The 16,834-nt window shown below is 74.6% G+C and carries 20 protein-coding genes; 8 read left to right on the top strand and 12 right to left on the bottom strand.

Translation table 11 applies throughout. The features are described from left to right. The first annotated feature begins 33 nt into the window (after nucleotides 1–33). The 3 genes from KV205_RS19160 to KV205_RS19170 are packed head-to-tail and all read left to right on the top strand — an operon-like array spanning nucleotide 34 to nucleotide 3,715. Nucleotides 34–504: a hypothetical protein gene (locus KV205_RS19160; RefSeq protein WP_265865637.1), complete on the top strand. Its 471-nt coding sequence runs from the start codon at nucleotides 34–36 to the stop codon at nucleotides 502–504. After that, nucleotides 492–3,071: an ATP-binding cassette domain-containing protein gene (locus tag KV205_RS19165; protein WP_265865638.1), complete on the top strand. Its 2,580-nt coding sequence runs from the start codon at nucleotides 492–494 to the stop codon at nucleotides 3,069–3,071. The genes KV205_RS19160 and KV205_RS19165 overlap by 13 nt, the downstream gene beginning before the upstream one ends. Next, on the top strand, nucleotides 3,068–3,715 hold the full coding sequence (locus KV205_RS19170) for an ATP-binding cassette domain-containing protein (protein ID WP_265865639.1): 648 nt from the start codon (nucleotides 3,068–3,070) through the stop codon (nucleotides 3,713–3,715). The genes KV205_RS19165 and KV205_RS19170 overlap by 4 nt, the downstream gene beginning before the upstream one ends. Here KV205_RS19170 and KV205_RS19175 read toward each other — a convergent pair whose 3' ends face one another. Further along, nucleotides 3,716–4,249, bottom strand: a complete 534-nt coding sequence (locus KV205_RS19175) for a transglycosylase family protein (RefSeq protein ID WP_265865640.1) — start codon at nucleotides 4,247–4,249, stop codon at nucleotides 3,716–3,718. Between the two features lie 216 nt (nucleotides 4,250–4,465). Here KV205_RS19175 and KV205_RS19180 point away from each other — a divergent pair, with 216 nt between their 5' ends. Both KV205_RS19180 and KV205_RS19185 read left to right on the top strand, forming a co-directional pair. Next, on the top strand, nucleotides 4,466–5,248 hold the full coding sequence (locus KV205_RS19180) for a hypothetical protein (RefSeq protein WP_265865641.1): 783 nt from the start codon (nucleotides 4,466–4,468) through the stop codon (nucleotides 5,246–5,248). 293 nt (nucleotides 5,249–5,541) lie between these two features. Continuing rightward, the gene (locus KV205_RS19185; protein ID WP_265865642.1) at nucleotides 5,542–5,808 is read left to right on the top strand and encodes a hypothetical protein; all 267 of its coding nucleotides are present in this window, start codon (nucleotides 5,542–5,544) and stop codon (nucleotides 5,806–5,808) included. Between the two features lie 70 nt (nucleotides 5,809–5,878). On the opposite strand, the gene der is transcribed toward KV205_RS19185, so the two are convergent. The 6 genes from der to KV205_RS19215 form a co-directional block, all read right to left on the bottom strand. Further along, entirely contained in the window at nucleotides 5,879–7,327 is a 1,449-nt protein-coding gene (der, locus tag KV205_RS19190) for a ribosome biogenesis GTPase Der (protein WP_265865643.1), read from the bottom strand. Between the two features lie 79 nt (nucleotides 7,328–7,406). Continuing rightward, entirely contained in the window at nucleotides 7,407–7,994 is a 588-nt protein-coding gene (locus tag KV205_RS19195) for a 1-acyl-sn-glycerol-3-phosphate acyltransferase (RefSeq protein ID WP_265865693.1), read from the bottom strand. 65 nt (nucleotides 7,995–8,059) lie between these two features. Continuing rightward, complete coding sequence (gene cmk, locus KV205_RS19200) at nucleotides 8,060–8,725, bottom strand: (d)CMP kinase (RefSeq protein WP_265865644.1); 666 nt, start codon at nucleotides 8,723–8,725, stop codon at nucleotides 8,060–8,062. Nucleotides 8,726–8,869: 144 nt separating this feature from the next. Continuing rightward, nucleotides 8,870–9,958 carry a prephenate dehydrogenase gene (locus KV205_RS19205; protein WP_265865645.1) on the bottom strand — a complete coding sequence of 363 codons (1,089 nt, stop codon included), beginning with the start codon at nucleotides 9,956–9,958 and terminating at the stop codon, nucleotides 8,870–8,872. Beyond that, on the bottom strand, nucleotides 9,955–10,317 hold the full coding sequence (gene aroH / locus KV205_RS19210; RefSeq protein WP_265865646.1) for a chorismate mutase: 363 nt from the start codon (nucleotides 10,315–10,317) through the stop codon (nucleotides 9,955–9,957). The genes KV205_RS19205 and aroH overlap by 4 nt, the downstream gene beginning before the upstream one ends. Nucleotides 10,318–10,418: 101 nt before the next feature. Next, nucleotides 10,419–10,841 carry a YidB family protein gene (locus KV205_RS19215; RefSeq protein ID WP_265865647.1) on the bottom strand — a complete coding sequence of 141 codons (423 nt, stop codon included), beginning with the start codon at nucleotides 10,839–10,841 and terminating at the stop codon, nucleotides 10,419–10,421. A gap of 108 nt (nucleotides 10,842–10,949) precedes the next feature. Here KV205_RS19215 and KV205_RS19220 point away from each other — a divergent pair, with 108 nt between their 5' ends. From KV205_RS19220 to KV205_RS19230, 3 genes are read left to right on the top strand one after another with little or no spacing between them, the layout of a single operon-like run. Then, nucleotides 10,950–11,285, top strand: a complete 336-nt coding sequence (locus KV205_RS19220) for a DUF952 domain-containing protein (RefSeq protein WP_265865648.1) — start codon at nucleotides 10,950–10,952, stop codon at nucleotides 11,283–11,285. Between the two features lie 46 nt (nucleotides 11,286–11,331). Next, nucleotides 11,332–11,808, top strand: a complete 477-nt coding sequence (locus KV205_RS19225; RefSeq protein ID WP_265865649.1) for a Rieske (2Fe-2S) protein — start codon at nucleotides 11,332–11,334, stop codon at nucleotides 11,806–11,808. A 10-nt stretch (nucleotides 11,809–11,818) separates the two neighbouring features. Then, nucleotides 11,819–12,571, top strand: coding sequence for a DNA polymerase beta superfamily protein (locus KV205_RS19230; RefSeq protein WP_265865650.1), 753 nt, complete (start codon nucleotides 11,819–11,821; stop codon nucleotides 12,569–12,571). Here the strand turns inward: KV205_RS19230 and KV205_RS19235 are convergent. The 5 genes from KV205_RS19235 to pnuC are packed head-to-tail and all read right to left on the bottom strand — an operon-like array spanning nucleotide 12,488 to nucleotide 16,746. Beyond that, nucleotides 12,488–13,255, bottom strand: a complete 768-nt coding sequence (locus tag KV205_RS19235) for a DNA polymerase beta superfamily protein (protein ID WP_265865651.1) — start codon at nucleotides 13,253–13,255, stop codon at nucleotides 12,488–12,490. The two genes, KV205_RS19230 and KV205_RS19235, sit on opposite strands and share 84 nt — an antisense overlap. Nucleotides 13,256–13,257: 2 nt before the next feature. Next, a complete protein-coding gene (locus KV205_RS19240) occupies nucleotides 13,258–14,271 on the bottom strand; it encodes an ADP-ribosylglycohydrolase family protein (protein ID WP_265865652.1) in 1,014 nt (337 codons plus the stop codon). Further along, nucleotides 14,268–15,011, bottom strand: coding sequence for an NUDIX domain-containing protein (locus KV205_RS19245; protein ID WP_265865653.1), 744 nt, complete (start codon nucleotides 15,009–15,011; stop codon nucleotides 14,268–14,270). Before KV205_RS19245 ends, KV205_RS19240 begins: the two co-directional genes overlap by 4 nt. Next, nucleotides 15,008–16,087 carry an AAA family ATPase gene (locus KV205_RS19250; RefSeq protein ID WP_265865654.1) on the bottom strand — a complete coding sequence of 360 codons (1,080 nt, stop codon included), beginning with the start codon at nucleotides 16,085–16,087 and terminating at the stop codon, nucleotides 15,008–15,010. The genes KV205_RS19245 and KV205_RS19250 overlap by 4 nt, the downstream gene beginning before the upstream one ends. Beyond that, on the bottom strand, nucleotides 16,084–16,746 hold the full coding sequence (gene pnuC, locus KV205_RS19255; RefSeq protein ID WP_265865655.1) for a nicotinamide riboside transporter PnuC: 663 nt from the start codon (nucleotides 16,744–16,746) through the stop codon (nucleotides 16,084–16,086). The genes KV205_RS19250 and pnuC overlap by 4 nt, the downstream gene beginning before the upstream one ends. Between the last annotated feature and the right edge of the window lie 88 nt (nucleotides 16,747–16,834).

Genomic DNA, 16,834 nt, shown 5'->3' on the forward strand with positions numbered 1-16,834 from the left:
GGCCCGATCGGGGCCGTCCAGGAGGAGGTTTCCGTGCCGTCCGTGCCGTCGGTGCCGTCGGTTCCTCGCCCGCTGTCGCGGCTCCTGTGGTGGGGCGGGCTCGTGGCGGCCGCCGGCGGGGCGGTGCTGTGTGTCGTCGGCTGGTACGGGATCTCCGGCGAGCGCTTCGCCGAACGCCAGCTGCCCTATCTGGCCTCCTGCACCGTGCCCGGGGCGGCGCTGATCGTCGCCGGCGCGGTGCTGCTCGTCGGGGCGGCGCTGCTCGCGCCGGCGTCGGGGCCGGGGCCGGGCGGGCCCGGGGAGCACGCCGCGGAGGGGACGGAGGAGGAGCCGCCGGCCGCGTCCTCGGCCGCGCCCTCGTCGGAGGAGCCGCCGCTGCGGGTCCCCGGCGGGACGCTCGCGCACCGCCCGGACTGCCCCCTGGTGGCGGGCCGCCCCGAGGCGGAACCCGTGGGGGACGCCGACCTCGACCCGTGCCCGGTGTGTGAGCCGTGGCCTCGCTGACGTACGACCTCACGCTCGCCGGCCTCGCCGTCGGCAGCGCGGCGGCGCTCACCGGCATCGGTCTGATCGTCACCTACCGGGCCACCGGCGTGCTGAACCTGGCGCACGGCGCGATCGCGATGGTCTGCGCGTACGTGCTGCGCCAGCTGGTGGTGGTCTGGCACTGGCCGCTGCCGCTCGGAGCGCTCGTGACGCTGCTCGTGGTGGCGCCGGGCCTCGGGCTCGTCCTGGACCGGCTGGTGTTCCGACCGCTCGCGGTGGCCGGTGCGGGCCCGGCGCAGACCCTGGTGGCCTCGATCGGCGTGTTCGTGCTGCTGGTCGGCGCGGCGGCGCTGGTGTGGGGCGACGGGGCCCGTGACGACGCGCCGGTGCTGCTCGGCGACGACCCGTGGGCGCAGCTCGCGGCGGCGGTGGCGCTGGCCTGCATGGTGGGCGCGGTGACCCGGTGGACGCGGTTCGGGCGGGAGCTGCGGGCGGTGGTCGACAACCGGCCGCTCGCCGTCCTCTCCGGCATCCCCGCGGACCGGGTGGCGGCGGCGGGCTGGGCCTTCGGCTCCTTCACGGCCGGGCTGACGGGCGTGCTCCTCGCGCCGTACGTGCGCCTCGACCCGTACGGGATGCCGCTGCTGGTCGTCGAGGTCATCGCGGTCGCGGTGGTGGCCCGGATGCGGAGCCTGCCGGTGGCGGTGCTGACCGCGCTCGCGCTCGGCGTGGCGCAGGCCCAGCTCACCCGGCTGCACCCCGGGGGCGTGGCGGGCGAACTGCTCCAGGCCGCCGGGGCGAACCTGTTCGTGATCGCGCTGCTCGTCGCCGCCCTCGTGCTGCCGGGCGTCGGCGACACGGACGCGCTGCCGCCGCCCCGGGCCGCGCCCCGGGTGCCGGTGCCGGTGTGGCTGGTGACCGCGGTGCTGCTCCTGCTGCCGCTGGGCTTCGCGGGCGAGGACCTGACGACCGCCGTGCAGGTCCCGGCGCTCGCGGTGATCCTGCTCTCGCTGGTCGTGGTGGCCGGCCGGGGCGGCCAGATCGCCCTGGGCCAGGCCGCGTACGCGGGCCTCGGCGCGCTCTTCACCGCCCTGCTCGCGGCGGCGGGCCTGCCGGAGCTCGTCGCCCTCGGCGTGGCCGTCCTGTGCGTGGCGCCGCTCGGCCTGCTGACCGGGTGGCCCGCGATCCGCCGCCACGGGCTCGCGCTCGCCCTGGCGACGCTGGCCGTCGGGGTGGCGGTGAGCCGTTTCGTCTTCGCCCAGCCGTACGCCACGGCCGGCGTCACCGTCTCCCGCCCGGCCGGCTTCTCCCACGACCGCGCCTACTACGTCCTGGAGCTGCTGCTCCTCGCCGGCTGTCTGCTCCTGGTCGCCGCCCTGCGCCGCGGCCGCACCGGCCGCGCGCTCGCCGCCCTGCGCGACCACGAACCGGGCGCGGAGGCCGCCGGCGTCCCCGTCGCCGCCCTCAAACTCCTCGCCTTCACCCTCGGCTCCGCCCTCGCCGCCCTCGGCGGCGCCCTCCTCGCCATGTCCGTCCGCGCCTTCGACCCCGACGCCTTCGACCCGGTCCGCGGCCTCCTCTGGTTCGCCGCCGTCCTCACCCTCGGCGCCGACACCCTCCTCGCCCCCCTCCTCGCCGCCACCCTCCTCGTCACCCTGGACGCCGGCACCCACGCGGGCGTCGCGGTGGCCCTGATCGGCCTCCTCGCGGCCCTGACGGGGCGGGTGCCGCCGCTGCTGCCGTGGCTGCTGCGGGCAGGGAGAGTGAGCGAGCAGGCGGCAGCTCGGGGGTCCGCGCCCGCGCCCGGAAGCCGGGCGGCCCGGAGCAGGGCGGTCGGTACGGGCCACGGGCCGGACCGGACCCCGGCGGTGCCGCGGGCCGGGGCCAGCGGGCTCTCGGGGCGCCCGGACGGCCCCGTCGCCGGCGCCGGCGACGCAGCGCCCCCCAGCCGCCGCTCCCGAGGCGCGGCGCGGCTGGTCGCCGAAGGGGTGCGGCTCGTGCATCACGGGGGGACGGTCGCGTTGGACGGGGTGGACATCGCGGTGCCGGTGGGGGCGGTGACCGCCGTCGTGGGGGTGAACGGGGCCGGGAAGAGCACGTTGTTCGACTGTCTGGCGGGGGCCGTGCGGCCGACGGCGGGGCGGGTGGTGCTCGACGGGGTGGATGTCACCGGGAAGGCGGCGCACGCGCGGCAGCGGCTCGGGGTGGGGCGGACGTTCCAGCAGTTGGCCGTGTTTCCGTCGCTGAGCGTCGAGGAGAACGTACGGGTCGGCGGGCCGGGGGCCGAGCAGGCGCTGCGGCTGTTCGGGCTCGACGGGGCGGTGCGGCACCGGGCGGCGGCCGGGCTGCCGACCGGGACGCTGCGGCGGGTGGAGCTCGCGCGGGCGCTCGCGGGGCGGCCGCACACGCTGCTGCTCGACGAACCGGCCGCCGGGCTCGACGCGGCGGAGGCGGCGGCGCTCGCCCGGATCCTCGCCGCGCTCGCCGCCGACGGCCTCGCCGTGCTCGTGGTCGAGCACGACCCGGACCTCGTCGCCGGCATCGCCCGTACCGTCCACACGATGGAAGGCGGCCGCTTCGTATGAGCGTCGAGATCGCCCTGCGCGCCGCCCGGGTCCGCTACGGCCCGCTGGAGGCCCTGCACGGCCTCGACCTGGCGCTGCCCGCCGGCACCGTCACCGTGCTGCTCGGCCGCAACGGCTCCGGCCGGTCCACCGCGCTGCGGGCGCTCGCCGGGACGGTGCCGCTGAGCGGCGGGCGGGTGGAGTGGCGGGGCGCGGACGTGACACGGGTGCCGGCCCATGTCCGGGCGCGCCGCGGGCTGTGCTTCGTACCGGATCTGCGGGCGGTGCACGCGACGCTCACGGTCGCCGAGAACCTGGACCTCGCCGCGCCGGGCCGCCAGGACGACGCCCTCGCCGCGTACCCGGAGCTCGCGCGGCTGCTCGGCCACCGGGCCGCGACGCTGTCGGGCGGCGAGCGCCGCATGCTCGCGCTGGCCCGCGCCGTGTGCTCCGCCGCCCGGGTCGTGCTCGTCGACGAGCCGTCGCTCGGCCTGTCGGCGACGGTGGCCTCCCGTACGTACGAGCTCCTCGCCGCCCTCGCCGGCCCGCCCGCCCGCGCGGCCGTCGTCCTCGCCGAGCAGCGCGTCCCGGCCGGGCTGCCGCCCGGCTCCCTCGCGTACGAACTGCGCCGCGGCTCCCTCGCCGACGCCCGGGAGATCACCTGATCACGGCAGGCGCAGCATGGTGCCGACCATCAGCCGGTTCGGATCCGCGCCGATCACCGAGCGGTTCGCCGCGTACAGCGCCTGCCAGCCGCCCTTGGTCGCGAAGCGGCGGGCGATCGCGCTGAGGGTGTCGCCGCGCTGTACGACATGGGCGCGGCCGCTCAGCCCGTAGCGCTTCGAGCAGACCGGCCAGGCGCCCCAGCCCTGGACGCGCAGCACGGCCTCGGCGACCGTGATCTGCTGCGCGCGGGTGGCGAGGTCGGCGCGCCGGGCGTAGCGGCGGCCGCCGAACTCGTCCCAGGTGGGCTGCCAGAACTGCAGCCCGCCGTAGAAGCCGTTGCCGGTGTTGGCGTGCCAGTCCCCGCTGCTCTCGCAGGCGGCGACGCAGCCCCACGGCCACTGGTCCTTCACACAGGCCTCGACGGGCGTGGGGGCGGCCGCGCCGGCCTCCTCGGCGCGGGCCTGCGCCGGGGAGAGCAGGGCGGTGGCGGCGGCCAGCACGGCGCCGGCCGTCCAATATCGGATCATCGACATCGGGGCAGGCTAGGCAGCGGTCCCGGACGCCGGACCCGTGCCGCGCGGAACAGCGTTCACATGCCACCCGGTCGGCGGCACGGCACCCGCCGGTCCCGGTCAAACAAGTTGTCGGTCCTCAACGCGTGACCCCCGGCGAGTCTTGCCCGTTGAACTCGGCATGAGACGGCCGGGAACCGCCCGGCGTCGCCCGCAACAAGTCCCAGGGAGCCCCCCGTGCCGCGCATGCTCGACGTCAGCGAGGACGTACGCGCCGAGATCGGCGACGAAGAAGCCGACCGGCTGCTCGCCGGCGACAACGCCCCGGGCAGCTACGACTGCACCTCCTGCCGGACTCCGGGCGACTCGGAGCAGGAGCGCACCAGCACCGTGCTGTTCGTCGGCGAGGAGACCGCCGTTCTCGCCTTCGCCCACGCCAGCTGCATCCCGTCCCAGGTCGTCCGGGTCGCCGAGGAGCAGCTGCAGGGCGCCGTCGCCTCCATCACGGCGGCCGACGCCGCCGACTCCCTCGCCGCCGCCAACCCCGAGCAGGCGGTGCTCGGGGTGACCAGCGGCCTGGTGCTCATCGAGGGCGAGCTGCACCCGGCGCTCGTGGTGGAGCCGACCGCGCCGGTCGCCCGTCCCGGTTCGGACGGGCTCACCGACGAGTTCCTGTCGCTCCTCGTCGAGCAGGGCTTCCAGCCGGTCGCCAACGTCAACCAGAAGCCGGCCCCGCTGCCGGGCTGGTCGGTCCTGGTCGCGATGGGCCAGCTGCACTCGGTGCTGCAGCCGGGTCCGGGCGGCGCGGGCCAGGCCGCCTGGTGGCAGGCGCACCAGCCGCTGCAGGTCACCGACGGCTGGCGGGCCGCGGCGAACAAGTCGCACACGGTGCTCGTGTTCGCCGCGCCGGTCGGTTCGATCGGGCAGCAGCCGCGCGAGGACCTGCTGCGCGAGGCCCTGGAGAAGGCCGCGGCCAACGGGCGTCTGGTGGCCGCCGCGATGCCGCTGGCCGGCACGTGACGGAGGACCCGCGACCCGGACGTGGCACCGGGCCACTCGGGCGGCTGGGGCCATGGGGGCCGCTGGAGCCGGTCCGCGGGCCGGAGGCGCCGACCGTGCCGCGCCCGCGGGCGCCGCTTTCCGAGGCGCGCCGCCCGCATCTCGCGGACGGCGGGGTCGTTGGCACCTACGTGCACGCATACGACCCTTCCCGCCAGCAGTACCCGAGCCCGGTCCCGTCAGCGGTGCCGGGCACGGTCCCCAGCCCCGTACCGAGTCCGCTCGCCGGCCCGGTCGCGAGTCCGATCCCGTCGATGCGCCCGACGCAGGACGGTACGGCCGGTTCGACGGGCTTCATGGCGACCGCCACGGGCTTCTCGGCGACTCCGATCTACGACGCCCTGTACTCCGAGTACCGCCGGTCGTTCCGCTCGCTGCCGGGCGACCGCAGCGGCGAGGAGGACCTGGGCTTCCGGGGCTTCGGCACGCATCGGCTGCCCGGGCAGAGCGGCCTGTACGCCCATCAGGGCGGCGGCTGGTCCGCGTACGCGCTGCCGCCGGGCCGGCGGACCGGTCCGTAGCCGTCAGGGCGGGAAACGGCGGGGGGCCGGGGCGATCGTCGCCCCGGCCCCCCGCCGTCATCCGCAGGTCCTACTTCTTCTTGCCGCGCTTCTCGCGCACCCGCACCGAGATGTGGATCGGGGTGCCCTCGAAGCCGAACTCCTCGCGCAGCCGGCGCTCGACGAAGCGGCGGTAGCCGGCCTCCAGGAAGCCGGAGGCGAAGAGCACGAAGCGCGGCGGCTTGGTGCCGGCCTGCGTGCCGAAGAGGATGCGGGGCTGCTTGCCGCCGCGGATCGGGTGCGGGTGGGCCGCGACCAGCTCGCCGAGGAAGGCGTTCAGCCGGCCGGTGGGGACGCGGGTCTCCCAGCCGGCGAGCGCGGTCTCGATGGCCGGGACCAGCTTCTCCATGTGGCGGCCGGTCTTCGCGGAGACGTTGACCCGGGGCGCCCAGGAGACCTGCTGCATCTCGGTCTCGATCTCGCGCTCCAGGTAGTAGCGGCGCTCCTCGTCCAGCTCGTCCCACTTGTTGTAGGCGATGACGATGGCGCGGCCGGACTCGACGGCCATCGTGATGATGCGCTGGTCCTGGACCGAGATGTGGTCGGTGGTGTCGATGAGGATGACGGCCACCTCCGCCTTCTCGACGGCGGCGGCGGTGCGCAGGGAGGCGTAGTAGTCCGCGCCCTCCTGGAGGTGCACCTTCTTGCGGATGCCGGCGGTGTCGACGAACTTCCAGGTGACGCCGCCGAGCTCGATGAGCTCGTCGACCGGGTCGCGGGTGGTGCCGGCCAGCTCGTTGACGACGACCCGCTCCTCGCCGGCCACCTTGTTGAGCAGGGAGGACTTGCCGACGTTCGGACGCCCGATGAGCGCGATGCGGCGCGGGCCTCCGAGGGGGCTGCCGAAGCGCTGCTCGGGGGCCTCGGGGAGGGCCTTGAGGACCTCGTCGAGGAGGTCGCCGGTGCCGCGGCCGTGCAGCGAGGAGACGGGGAACGGCTCGCCGAGGCCGAGGGACCACAGCATGGCGGCGTCGGCCTCGCCGGACTGGCCGTCGACCTTGTTGGCGGCGAGGACGACCGGCTTGCCCGCGCGGCGCAGCAGCTTGACGACGGCCTCGTCGGTGTCGGTGGCGCCGACGGTGGCGTCCACGACGAACAGGCAGGCGTCGGCGGCCTCGATGGCGAACTCGGCCTGGGCGGCGACGGAGGCGTCGATGCCGAGGACGTCCTGCTCCCAGCCGCCGGTGTCGACGATCTTGAAGCGGCGGCCGGCCCACTCGGCCTCGTAGGTGACGCGGTCGCGGGTGACGCCCGGGCGGTCCTCGACGACGGCCTCGCGGCGGCCGATGATCCGGTTCACCAGGGTCGACTTGCCGACATTGGGACGGCCGACGACGGCGAGGACGGGCAGCGGGCCGTGCCCGGCCTCCTCGATCGCGCCCTCGACGTCCTCGGCGTCGAATCCCTCTTCCGCGGCGAGCTCCATGAACTCCGCGTACTCGGCGTCGCCAAGTGCCCCGTGGTCGTGCTGGTCGTTCATGAAGTCCGTTCCTTGATCATTCGTGGTCGGTGGGTCCTCGGCGGCCTTGAGCTCCGTGGCCCACTACTGAGAGTGTCGCTCAGCGCCCGGTGAGGCGCCTGGCGTTTTTGAGGTGGTCGGTGAGGCGTTCCTGGATGCGGAAGGTCGCCTCGTCCAGCGCCTTGCGGGTGCGCCGGCCGCTGCCGTCGCCCGCGTCGAACGGGTCGCCGAAGACGACGTCGACGCGGCTGCGCAGCCGCGGCAGCGCCTTGACCAGGCGTCCGGGCGTGTCGGTGCTGCCCAGGACGGCCACCGGGACGATCGGCGCGCCGCTGCGGACCGCGAAGTAGGCGAGGCCGGCCCGCAGCGAGGCGAAGTCGCCCTCGCCGCGGGTGCCCTCGGGGAAGATCCCGAGGACGCCGCCCTGCTCCAGGACGCCGAGGGCGTTGCCTATCGCGGTGCGGTCGGTCGAGTCGCGGTCGACCTTGAGCTGCCCGATGCCCTCCAGGAAGCTGCCGAGCGGCCCCACGAACGCTTCCTTCTTGATCAGGAAGTGCACGGGGCGCGGGGCGGTGCCCATGAGCATGGGGCCGTCGATGTTGTGCGCGTGGTTGACGGCGAGGATGACGGGGCCGGCCGCCGGGACCCGCCAGGCGCCGAGGACGCGCGGCTTCCAGAAGCCGTACATCAGCCCGATGCCGATGCGCCGGCCGACGGCGGCACCCTTTCCGGAGGGCCGCCCGGTGGGCTGGGTCACTTGGTGCCGGTCCGCTTCTCCTCCACCAGGGTGACGACGCACTCGATGACCTGGTCGAGGGTGAGCTCGGTGGTGTCGACCTCGACGGCGTCGCCGGCCTTGGCGAGCGGGGAGGTCTTGCGGCTGGAGTCGGCCGCGTCCCGCTTGATCAGGGCCTGCCGGGTGGCGGCCACGTCGGCGCCCTTGAGCTCGCCGGAGCGGCGGGCGGCGCGGGCCTCGGGCGAGGCGGTGAGGAAGATCTTGAGGTCGGCGTCGGGCAGCACGGTGGTACCGATGTCCCGGCCCTCGACGACGATGCCGCCCTCGGCGCTCCGGGCGATGGTCCGCTGCAGCTCCGTGATGAGGGCGCGCACCTCGGGGACGGCGCTGACGGCGCTGACCCGGGAGGTGACCTCCTCGGTGCGGATGGGGCCGGAGGCGTCGACGCCGTCCACCGTGATGGTGGGGCGGGCCGGGTCGGTGCCGGAGACGATGACGGGCTTGCCGGCGGCGTCGGCGACCGCTTCGGCGTCGTCGACGTCGATGCCGTTGCTGATCATCCACCAGGTGATGGCCCGGTACTGGGCCCCGGTGTCGAGGTAGCTCAGCCCCAGCTTGGCGGCAACCGCCTTCGAGGTGCTCGACTTGCCCGTGCCGGAGGGGCCGTCGATGGCGACGATCACGGTTTCCACGGTGGGGAACGCCTTCCTGGGTGAGCGTGAGGTCCCGGCGGACGCGCGGGGACCTCCCCCAAGGTTACCGAGTCCCCCGCACCCGTTCGGCCCAATGCCCCGCGGGGCCGCGCGGAGCGGCCCCGGTGGCCCCCCTCAGCTCGTCCGCAGGGCCCAGCCCCGCTCCTTCAGGGCCGTCTCCAGGACCGGGACCGCCGTCGGCTCGACCATGAGCTGGACCAGGCCCGCCTGCTGGCCCGTCGCGTGTTCGATGCGGACGTCCTCGATGTTGACGCCGGCGCGGCCGGCGTCGGCGAAGATGCGGGCGAGTTCGCCGGGGCTGTCGCTGATGAGGACGGCGACCGTCTCGTACGCGGTGGGGGCGGCGCCGTGCTTGCCGGGGACGCGGGCGCGGCCGGCGTTGCCGCGGCGCAGGACGTCCTCGACGCCGGAGGCGCCGGCCCGGCGCTTGGCGTCGTCCTCGGACTCGAGCGAGCGCAGCGCCCGTACCGTCTCGTCGAGGTCGGCGGCGACGCCCGCGAGCACGTCGGCGACCGGCCCGGGGTTGGCGGAGAGGATCTCGACCCACATGCGCGGGTCGGAGGCGGCGATCCGGGTGACGTCGCGGATGCCCTGGCCGCAGAGCCGGACCGCCGTCTCGTCCGCGCTCTCCAGGCGGGCCGCGACCATCGAGGAGACGAGCTGCGGGGTGTGCGAGACGAGGGCGACGGCCCGGTCGTGGGCGTCGGCGTCCATGACGACCGGCACGGCCCGGCACAGCGCGACCAGCTCCAGGGCGAGGTTGAGCACCTCGGTGTCGGTGTCGCGGGTGGGGGTGAGCACCCAGGGCCGGCCCTCGAAGAGGTCGGCGGTGGCGGCGAGCGGGCCGGAGCGCTCCTTGCCGGACATGGGGTGGGTGCCGATGTACGCGGTGAGGTCGAGGCCCAGGTCCTGCAGCTCGCGCTTGGGGCCGCCCTTGACGCTGGCGACGTCGAGGTAGCCGCGGCCGAGGCCGTCCCGGATGGCCGCGGCGAGGGTGCCGGCGACGTGTGCGGGCGGTACGGCGACGATCACGAGGTCGACCGGCCCGGCAGGCGCCTCGTCGGTGCCGGCGCCGAGCGCGGCGGCGGTACGGGCCCGGGCCGGGTCGTGGTCGCGCAGGTGGACGGTGATCCCGCGCCCGGCGAGCGCGAGGGCGGCCGAGGTGCCGATCAGGCCGGTTCCGATGACGAGCGCGGTTCTCACTGGGCGATGTCCTTGCGCAGGGCGGCCGCGGCACCGAGGTAGACGTGCGCGATCCGGGACTTGGGCAGTTCCGACTCGACGTGCGCGAGGAGCCGTACGACCCTCGGCATCGCACCCTCGATGTCGAGCTCCTGGGCGCAGATCAGCGGAACGTCCACGATCCCGATGCGGCGGGCGGCCGCGGCCGGGAAGTCGCTGTGCAGATCGGGCGTGGCCGTGAACCAGATGCTGATGAGGTCGTCGGCGGTCAGTCCGTTGCGTTCGAGCACGGCGGTGAGCAGCTCCTCGACCTGCTCGTGCATGTGCCCGGCGTCGTCCCGCTCCAGCTGGACCGCGCCGCGGACCGCTCGTACTGCCACCCTCGTCACTCCTTCGTCGCCTGCGTCGGTGCTCCGGCCAGCCTAGTCAGCGGGCCGGAGCGGCCGTGGCGGCGCCCGCTCTCCGAGACGGCGTCAGAGGTTCAGAGATTCTGCCGGCGGATGAGGTCCTCCAGGGAGCCGCTGGGCACCTGTCCCTGCGGGGTCAGCTTGTCGACGACCTGCGGCAGCTGCTCGGCGATCTCGTCGGCGGCCTGGTCGGGGGTGACGCCGGCCTCGGCGGCGACCTTCTGCAGGGTGTCGTCGGGGAGGGCCTGGGCGATCTGCGCCCCGCTGACGGGCTGGTTGGCGCCGGTGCCCACCCAGGACTGGGCCTGGTCGGCGAGGCCCGCCTTGGTGAGGCCGTCGAGCAGCCCGCCCAGCGGGTTGCCGCCCCCGCCGCCCTTGCTCATGAGCGCGCCGAGCAGGGCGCCGAGGATGTTCGCGCCGCCACCGCCGGCGGCGCCGCCCTGCTGGCCTCCGCCGAGGAGGCCGCCGAGCAGACCGCCGAGATCGTTTCCTGCCATGACCGTGCCTTTCTTCTCTTCCTGAGAGGTACCGAACACGGCCAATGTCACCCGAACCGCTCCACCCCGCCACCCAGCGTGGGCGGCGGGGCGCGGTACAACTGTCGGATGCTGCTGCACGTCGTACCGGTGGACGACTGGTCCGCCGACCCCGGTCTCCCCTACGCCCCGCCGTCCCTCGCCGCGGAGGGCTTCGTCCACTGCTCACCCGACGAGCGGGCCGCCCTGACCATCGCGGACGGCCACTACCGGGACGTGCCGGGGACGCTGCTCGTCCTGGTGATCGACGAGTCGCGGCTCGGCGGGGAGGTCCGTTGGGAGGGCGCGGGGGACGTGCTCTTCCCGCATGTGTACGGGCCGATCGAGCGGTCCGCGGTCACGGCGGTCCTGGAGGTGCGGCGGGACGCGGACGGCCGGGCGAGGGAGCTGGCGCCCCGGGCGTAGGCGTGTTGCGGGCCGCTCGGCACGCTCCGCGCCCAAGCTGGGCGGCATGACTTCTGACGCGATCGCGATGCCCCGCCGTACCGTCCTGCGCGCCGGCGCGGGCTCCGCCGCCGCGACGGTCCTTGTCTCCGGCTGCGGCTCGGACGACGACCCGGGCGGTACGACGGAGAGTGCGCCCCCTTCGACTCCTGCGGCCGCTTCGACTCCTGCGGCCGCTTCGACTCCCGCCGCGGCACCGAGCGCGCTGGCGCGGACCGCGGACATCCCGGTCGGCGGCGGCACCGTCTTCAAGGACGAGAAGGTGGTGGTCACGCAGCCGGTGGCCGGGGAGTTCAAGGCCTTCTCGGCGATCTGCACGCACCAGGGGTGCACGGTCGCCAAGGTCGAGAACGGCACGATCGACTGCCCGTGCCACGGCTCGAAGTACCGGATCGCGGACGGTTCGGTGGCCGCGGGTCCGGCGCCGCGGGCGCTCCCGGCCGAGGAGATTAATGTGTCGGCGGGGACGATCACGCTCACCTAACCTGGCGCGCATGAGTCCTGAGGAACTGGTGCGCGACCACACGATCTACTCCTGTGTCATGGGGTCGCGCGCGTTCGGTCTGGCGACCGAGGACAGCGACACCGACCGACGCGGGGTGTACCTCGCGCCGACGCCGCTGTTCTGGCGCTTCGACAAGCCGCCGGCGCATGTGGAGGGGCCGGCGGAGGAGCAGTTCAGCTGGGAGCTGGAGCGCTTCTGCGAGCTGGCGCTCCGCAACAACCCGAACGTCCTGGAGTGCCTCCACTCCCCGCTCGTCGAGTACGCCGACGCCACCGGCCGCGAACTGCTCGAACTGCGCGGCGCGTTCCTGTCGCGGCGCGCGCACGAGACCTTCGTCCGGTACGCGGGCGGTCAGCGCCGCAAGCTGGAGGCGGACGTACGGCAGTACGGCGCACCCCGCTGGAAGCACGCGATGCACCTGCTGCGCCTGCTCACCAGCTGCCGGGACCTGCTGCGCAGCGGCGAGCTGCGGATCGACGTGAGCGAGGAGCGGGACCGCCTGCTCGCGGTCAAGCGCGGCGAGGTGTCCTGGGCGGACGTCGAGACCTGGATGAACCGCCTCCAGACCGAAGCCGACACCGCCCACACCACCAGCCCCCTCCCGGCCGCCCCGGACCGCCCCCGCATCGAGGACTTCCTCACCCGCGCGCGCCGCGCGTCAGTCCTGCGCGAGCTCCCTTCGTGCGCGGACGACGAGGTCGTCGAGGGCCGCGAAGCCGGTGGGCTCGCCGGGCAGCGCTGAGGCGGCCTGTGCCGCGTCGAGAATCCCGTGCAGCCGCTCCACCTCCACCCGTACCTCCTCGCCGGGCGCCTCGGCAGCGCCGTGCTCGGCTGCGGCCTTGGCGGCGATGAGCCCAGCGAGGCGGGCGGGTGCCTCGGGGACGGCGGCGGCGAGCGTGGGCAGATGGGCCTGGATCTCGCCCGAGCGCATGAGGTGGATGCCGGTCAGCAGGGCCCGATAGGTGTAGAGCAGCGGCTTCAGTTCGCCGCTCTTCTCGTAGAGGCGCCACTGAGTGCCCGCGAATCCCCGGTAGTGGTGCGCGTGGTGTGAGGTGAGCACGTCCGGGACGAGGGAGCGGAGCTCGGCGTGCGCGTCCGTGGTGTGGACGACCAGCGGCGAGGTGAGCTGTTCGAGGACGTAGCCGTTGCGCCGCAGCATGAGGCGCACGAACTTCCGCAGGTCGTGCGTCACGAGGTCCATCTCGGTCCCGTCGCGGTCCCACATGCGGGTCCGGGTCTCCTCGGGCTCTCGCAGCCCGAGCAGGGCGTGGACGGGCAGCAGGTGCACTCCGCGCAGGTCCACGTCGGAGTCGCGGGACGGGAAGCCGTAGAGGTGCGCGCCGGAGACGGTGGCGAACAGCAGAGGGTCGGGCTGCTCGGCGACGACGGCGGTCAGGTCGACATCGGGTGCTGAGGTCGTCGTCATGGTCACGCGTCCCAGAGCGCGCCGAACGCCAGCAGCTCGTCCCGGTGCTCCACCGCCGCCACCCACTCCGCCGGCCAGGCGTCCGCGCCCAGGTGGGCGCCGGCGAAGGCGCCGGCGAGGGCGGCGATGGAGTCGGAGTCGCCGCGGGTGCAGGCGGCGCGGCGGAGGGCGGTCAGCGGTTCGTCGGGGAAGAGCAGGAAGCAGAGCAGGCCGGTGGCGAGGGCCTCCTCGGCGATCCAGCCGTCGCCGGTGTACTCGCAGGGGTCGATCTCGGGGTCGGCGGTCCGCTGGACGGCGTCCAGGCGTTCCAGGACGGCCAGACACTCGTCCCAGCCGCGCCGGATGAAGTGCGTGGCGTCCGGGTCCTGGGAGCGGGTCCACAGGTCGCCGAGCCAGCTCTCGTGGTAGCGGGAGCGGTTCTCGTACGCGTACGAGCGGAGCTGTCCGACGAGCCCGGTCGGGTCGGCCCCCTGGGCGAGCAGCCACACGGCCCGCGCGGTGAGGTCGGAGGCGGCGAGGCCGGTGGGGTGGCCGTGGGTGAGCGCGGCCTGGAGCTGGGCGGCGCCGGACCGCTGCTCGTCGGTGAGTCCGGGCACGAGCCCGATGGGCACGACCCGCATGTTGGCGCCGCAGCCCTTGGAGTCGATCTGGCTGGCGTCCTGCCAGGCGCGGTCGCTGTCGAGGAGGCGACAGGCGACCATGCAGGTGCGCCCGGGCGCGCGGTTGTTCTCCGGCGAGTGGTACCAGTCCACGTACTCCTCGCGCAGCGGCCGGACCAGCCGCCGCGGCGTGAGCGGCCCGCGCTCCATGGCGGTCCGGATGCCCCGCGCGAAGGCGAGCGTCATCTGAGTGTCGTCGGTGATGTACGCCGTACCCCGCCGCACCGGAAGTTCCATGGCGCGCCAGGGGCCGAACTTCCCGAGGATCTGCGGGACGTCGTTGAACTCCGTCGGAAATCCCAGCGCGTCCCCCAGCGCCAGCCCCACCATCGCCCCGGTCGCGGCCTTCTTCGTCATGCGGATCGTCCTTCGGGTCGCAGCAGCGGCGGGTGCAAGGCGGTCGCCTCGCCCGCCCGATAGAGGGCGGCCGGTTTGCCGCGGCCTCCCGTGAGGCGCGGGGGGCCCTCCACCGGCCGGACGAAGCCGGGGGTGGCGAGGACCTTGCGCCGGAAGTTGGGGCGGTCGAGTGCGACGCCCCAGACGGTCTCGTAGACCTGCCGCAGCTCGCCGAGGGTGAACTCGGGCGGGCAGAAGGCGGTGGCGAGACAGGTGTACTCGAGTTTGGCGCCGACCCGTTCGCGGGCGTCGGCGAGGATCCGGTCGTGGTCGAAGGCCAGGTCGCGGACGGTGTCGTACGGCTGCCAGCGGGCCTGGGCGGCGTCGCCGCCGCCGCGCGGTTCGGGCAGGTCGGGCACGAGCGCGGTGTACGCGACGGAGACCACCCGCATCCGGGGGTCGCGGTCCGGGTCGCTGTAGGTGCGGAGCTGTTCGAGGTGGAGCCGGGCGGCGGTGGCACCGGACAGGCCGGTCTCCTCGGCGAGTTCGCGGCGCGCGGCCTGCTCGGCCGACTCGTCGGGCAGCACGAAGCCGCCGGGCAGCGCCCAGGCGCCGGCGTACGGCTCCTGGCCGCGTTCGACGAGGAGGACGTGCAGCCGGCCCTCGCGCACGGTGAGGACGGCGAGGTCGGCGGTGAGGGCGAAGGGCTCGAAGGCGTGCTTGTCGTAGCCCGCCAGGTCGCCCTGGTGTGCGGTGGTCATCGGCGCTCCGGCAGGGGGTCGGTGAGGTGCCAGCCCTCGGCGAGCAGCGCGTCGACGGCGGCGACGGCGGTCGCGAGGCGTTCCTCGTGCGGGCCGGTGAGGACGACGGTGCGGCGGCCGGTGTGGGCGAGCTGGGCGAGGAAGCGCGCGGTCATCCAGGGCCGCAGATGCTCGCCGTCGCGCAGGCCGTCGTCCTCGAAGGCGACGCCGCGGTGGTCGGTGAGCAGCCACAGGTGCTGGCGGCCGCGGGCGGCGATCTCGCCGGTGCCGGGGCTGCTCGTGCCCATGTAGCGCTCGTGCCAGATGGTGGTGGCGAAGGCGTCGGTGTCGCAGAAGAGGACGGGTGAGCCGTCGCGGGCGGCCTCCTCCTCCAGTTCGGCCTGGCGGAGCGCGATGACGGGGAAGTCGGCGGAGTGGAAGGCGACGTCGGACCAGTCGGCGCCGGGGCGTTCGGCGCGCAGTTCGGCGAGCTTGAGCTCGCTGTACGCGCGCCCGTACTCGGGCACCCAGCGGGTGCGGGCCCAGACCCCGCCGCGCCGCCGGTAGTGGTCGGCGAGGGCGCGGGCCATGGTGGTGGTGCCGGTGGACTCTGCGCCGAGGACGACGACCCGCCGGGTGAGGGCGGCCCGTACGGGCGCGGCGAGGTGGTCCCAGCAGCCGGCCGGGTCGGCGCGGACGGCGGTGCCGGAGACCGGGTGGGTGCGCCGCTCGGGGTCGACGAGGACGGACGCGGCGCCGAAGCGGCGGCCGAGCTCCTCCCCGTACGGCTCGGAGGTGAAGACCGCGTCGACGGGCTCGGGCACGGCGGCCCGGAAGATCTTCATGTGGGCGTCCCACACGTCGGGGTCGTGCAGGTCGACGGGGACGTCGTCGACGGCGCCGACGACGAGCGCGTCGGGGTGGACCTCGCGCATCCAGGCGACCCGGTCGGCGAGCGGCACGGACTCGACGGAGGAGGCGCAGACGAGGACGGTGAGGCGCTCGCAGCGCTCGCGCGCGGTGCGCACGAGGTGGTGGTGGCCGGCGTGCGGCGGATAGAACTTGCCGAGGACGAGCCCGTGGCCGTAGCGCTTCATGCTTCCACCCCCACCACGCGCCGGGAGCCGGAGGCGGTGCCCGCCAGGTCGCGGGTCCAGCCGCGCAGGCCGATGACGCACAGGGCCATGAAGCCGACGTACAGCAGCGAGGTCAGGTAGAGCCCCTTGTACGCGTACAGCGGCACGTACACCACATCCGCGGCGATCCAGAGCCACCAGGACTCCAGACGCTTTCGGCACTGCCCGTAGGTGGCCGTCAGGGACAGGGCGGTGGTGAGCGCGTCCCAGAAGGGGACGGTCGAGTCCGTGGCCCGGTCGAGGAGCAGGGTGAGGGCGAGGGTCCCCACCGCCCCCGCCGCGAGCAGCCAGATCCATTCGGTGCGGCTGGTGCGCCGTACCGGCAGGGTGTCGGAGCCCGGGCCACCCCCGTGGGTCCAGGTCCACCAGCCGTACGCGGCGAGGGCGATGAAGACGAACTGGAGGCCGGCATCGGCGTAGAGCCCGCTCTGGGTGAAGAGCAGGACGAAGAAGAGGTTGTTGGCGATGCCGATCGGCCAGTTCGCGAGGTGCTGGCGGGCGACGAGCCAGACGCAGAGCGCGCCGCTGCCGAAGCCGAGGACCTCGGTCCAGCTGACCGGGGTGTCGAGCAGCGTGAACAGCGGCTGCTGCAACGGTTCCAGGACGTTCGCGAGACTCATACCCGCCTCCCCCAAGATTTAAGAGTCATCCTGACTATAAATGGCGGCGGGGCTCGACCACAAGTGCGAAAACGGGGGGCGCAGGCGA

Origin of the sequence: Streptomyces sp. SKN60 (assembly GCF_026236535.1) — a bacterium.
In the GTDB taxonomy this organism is placed as follows: domain Bacteria; phylum Actinomycetota; class Actinomycetes; order Streptomycetales; family Streptomycetaceae; genus Streptomyces.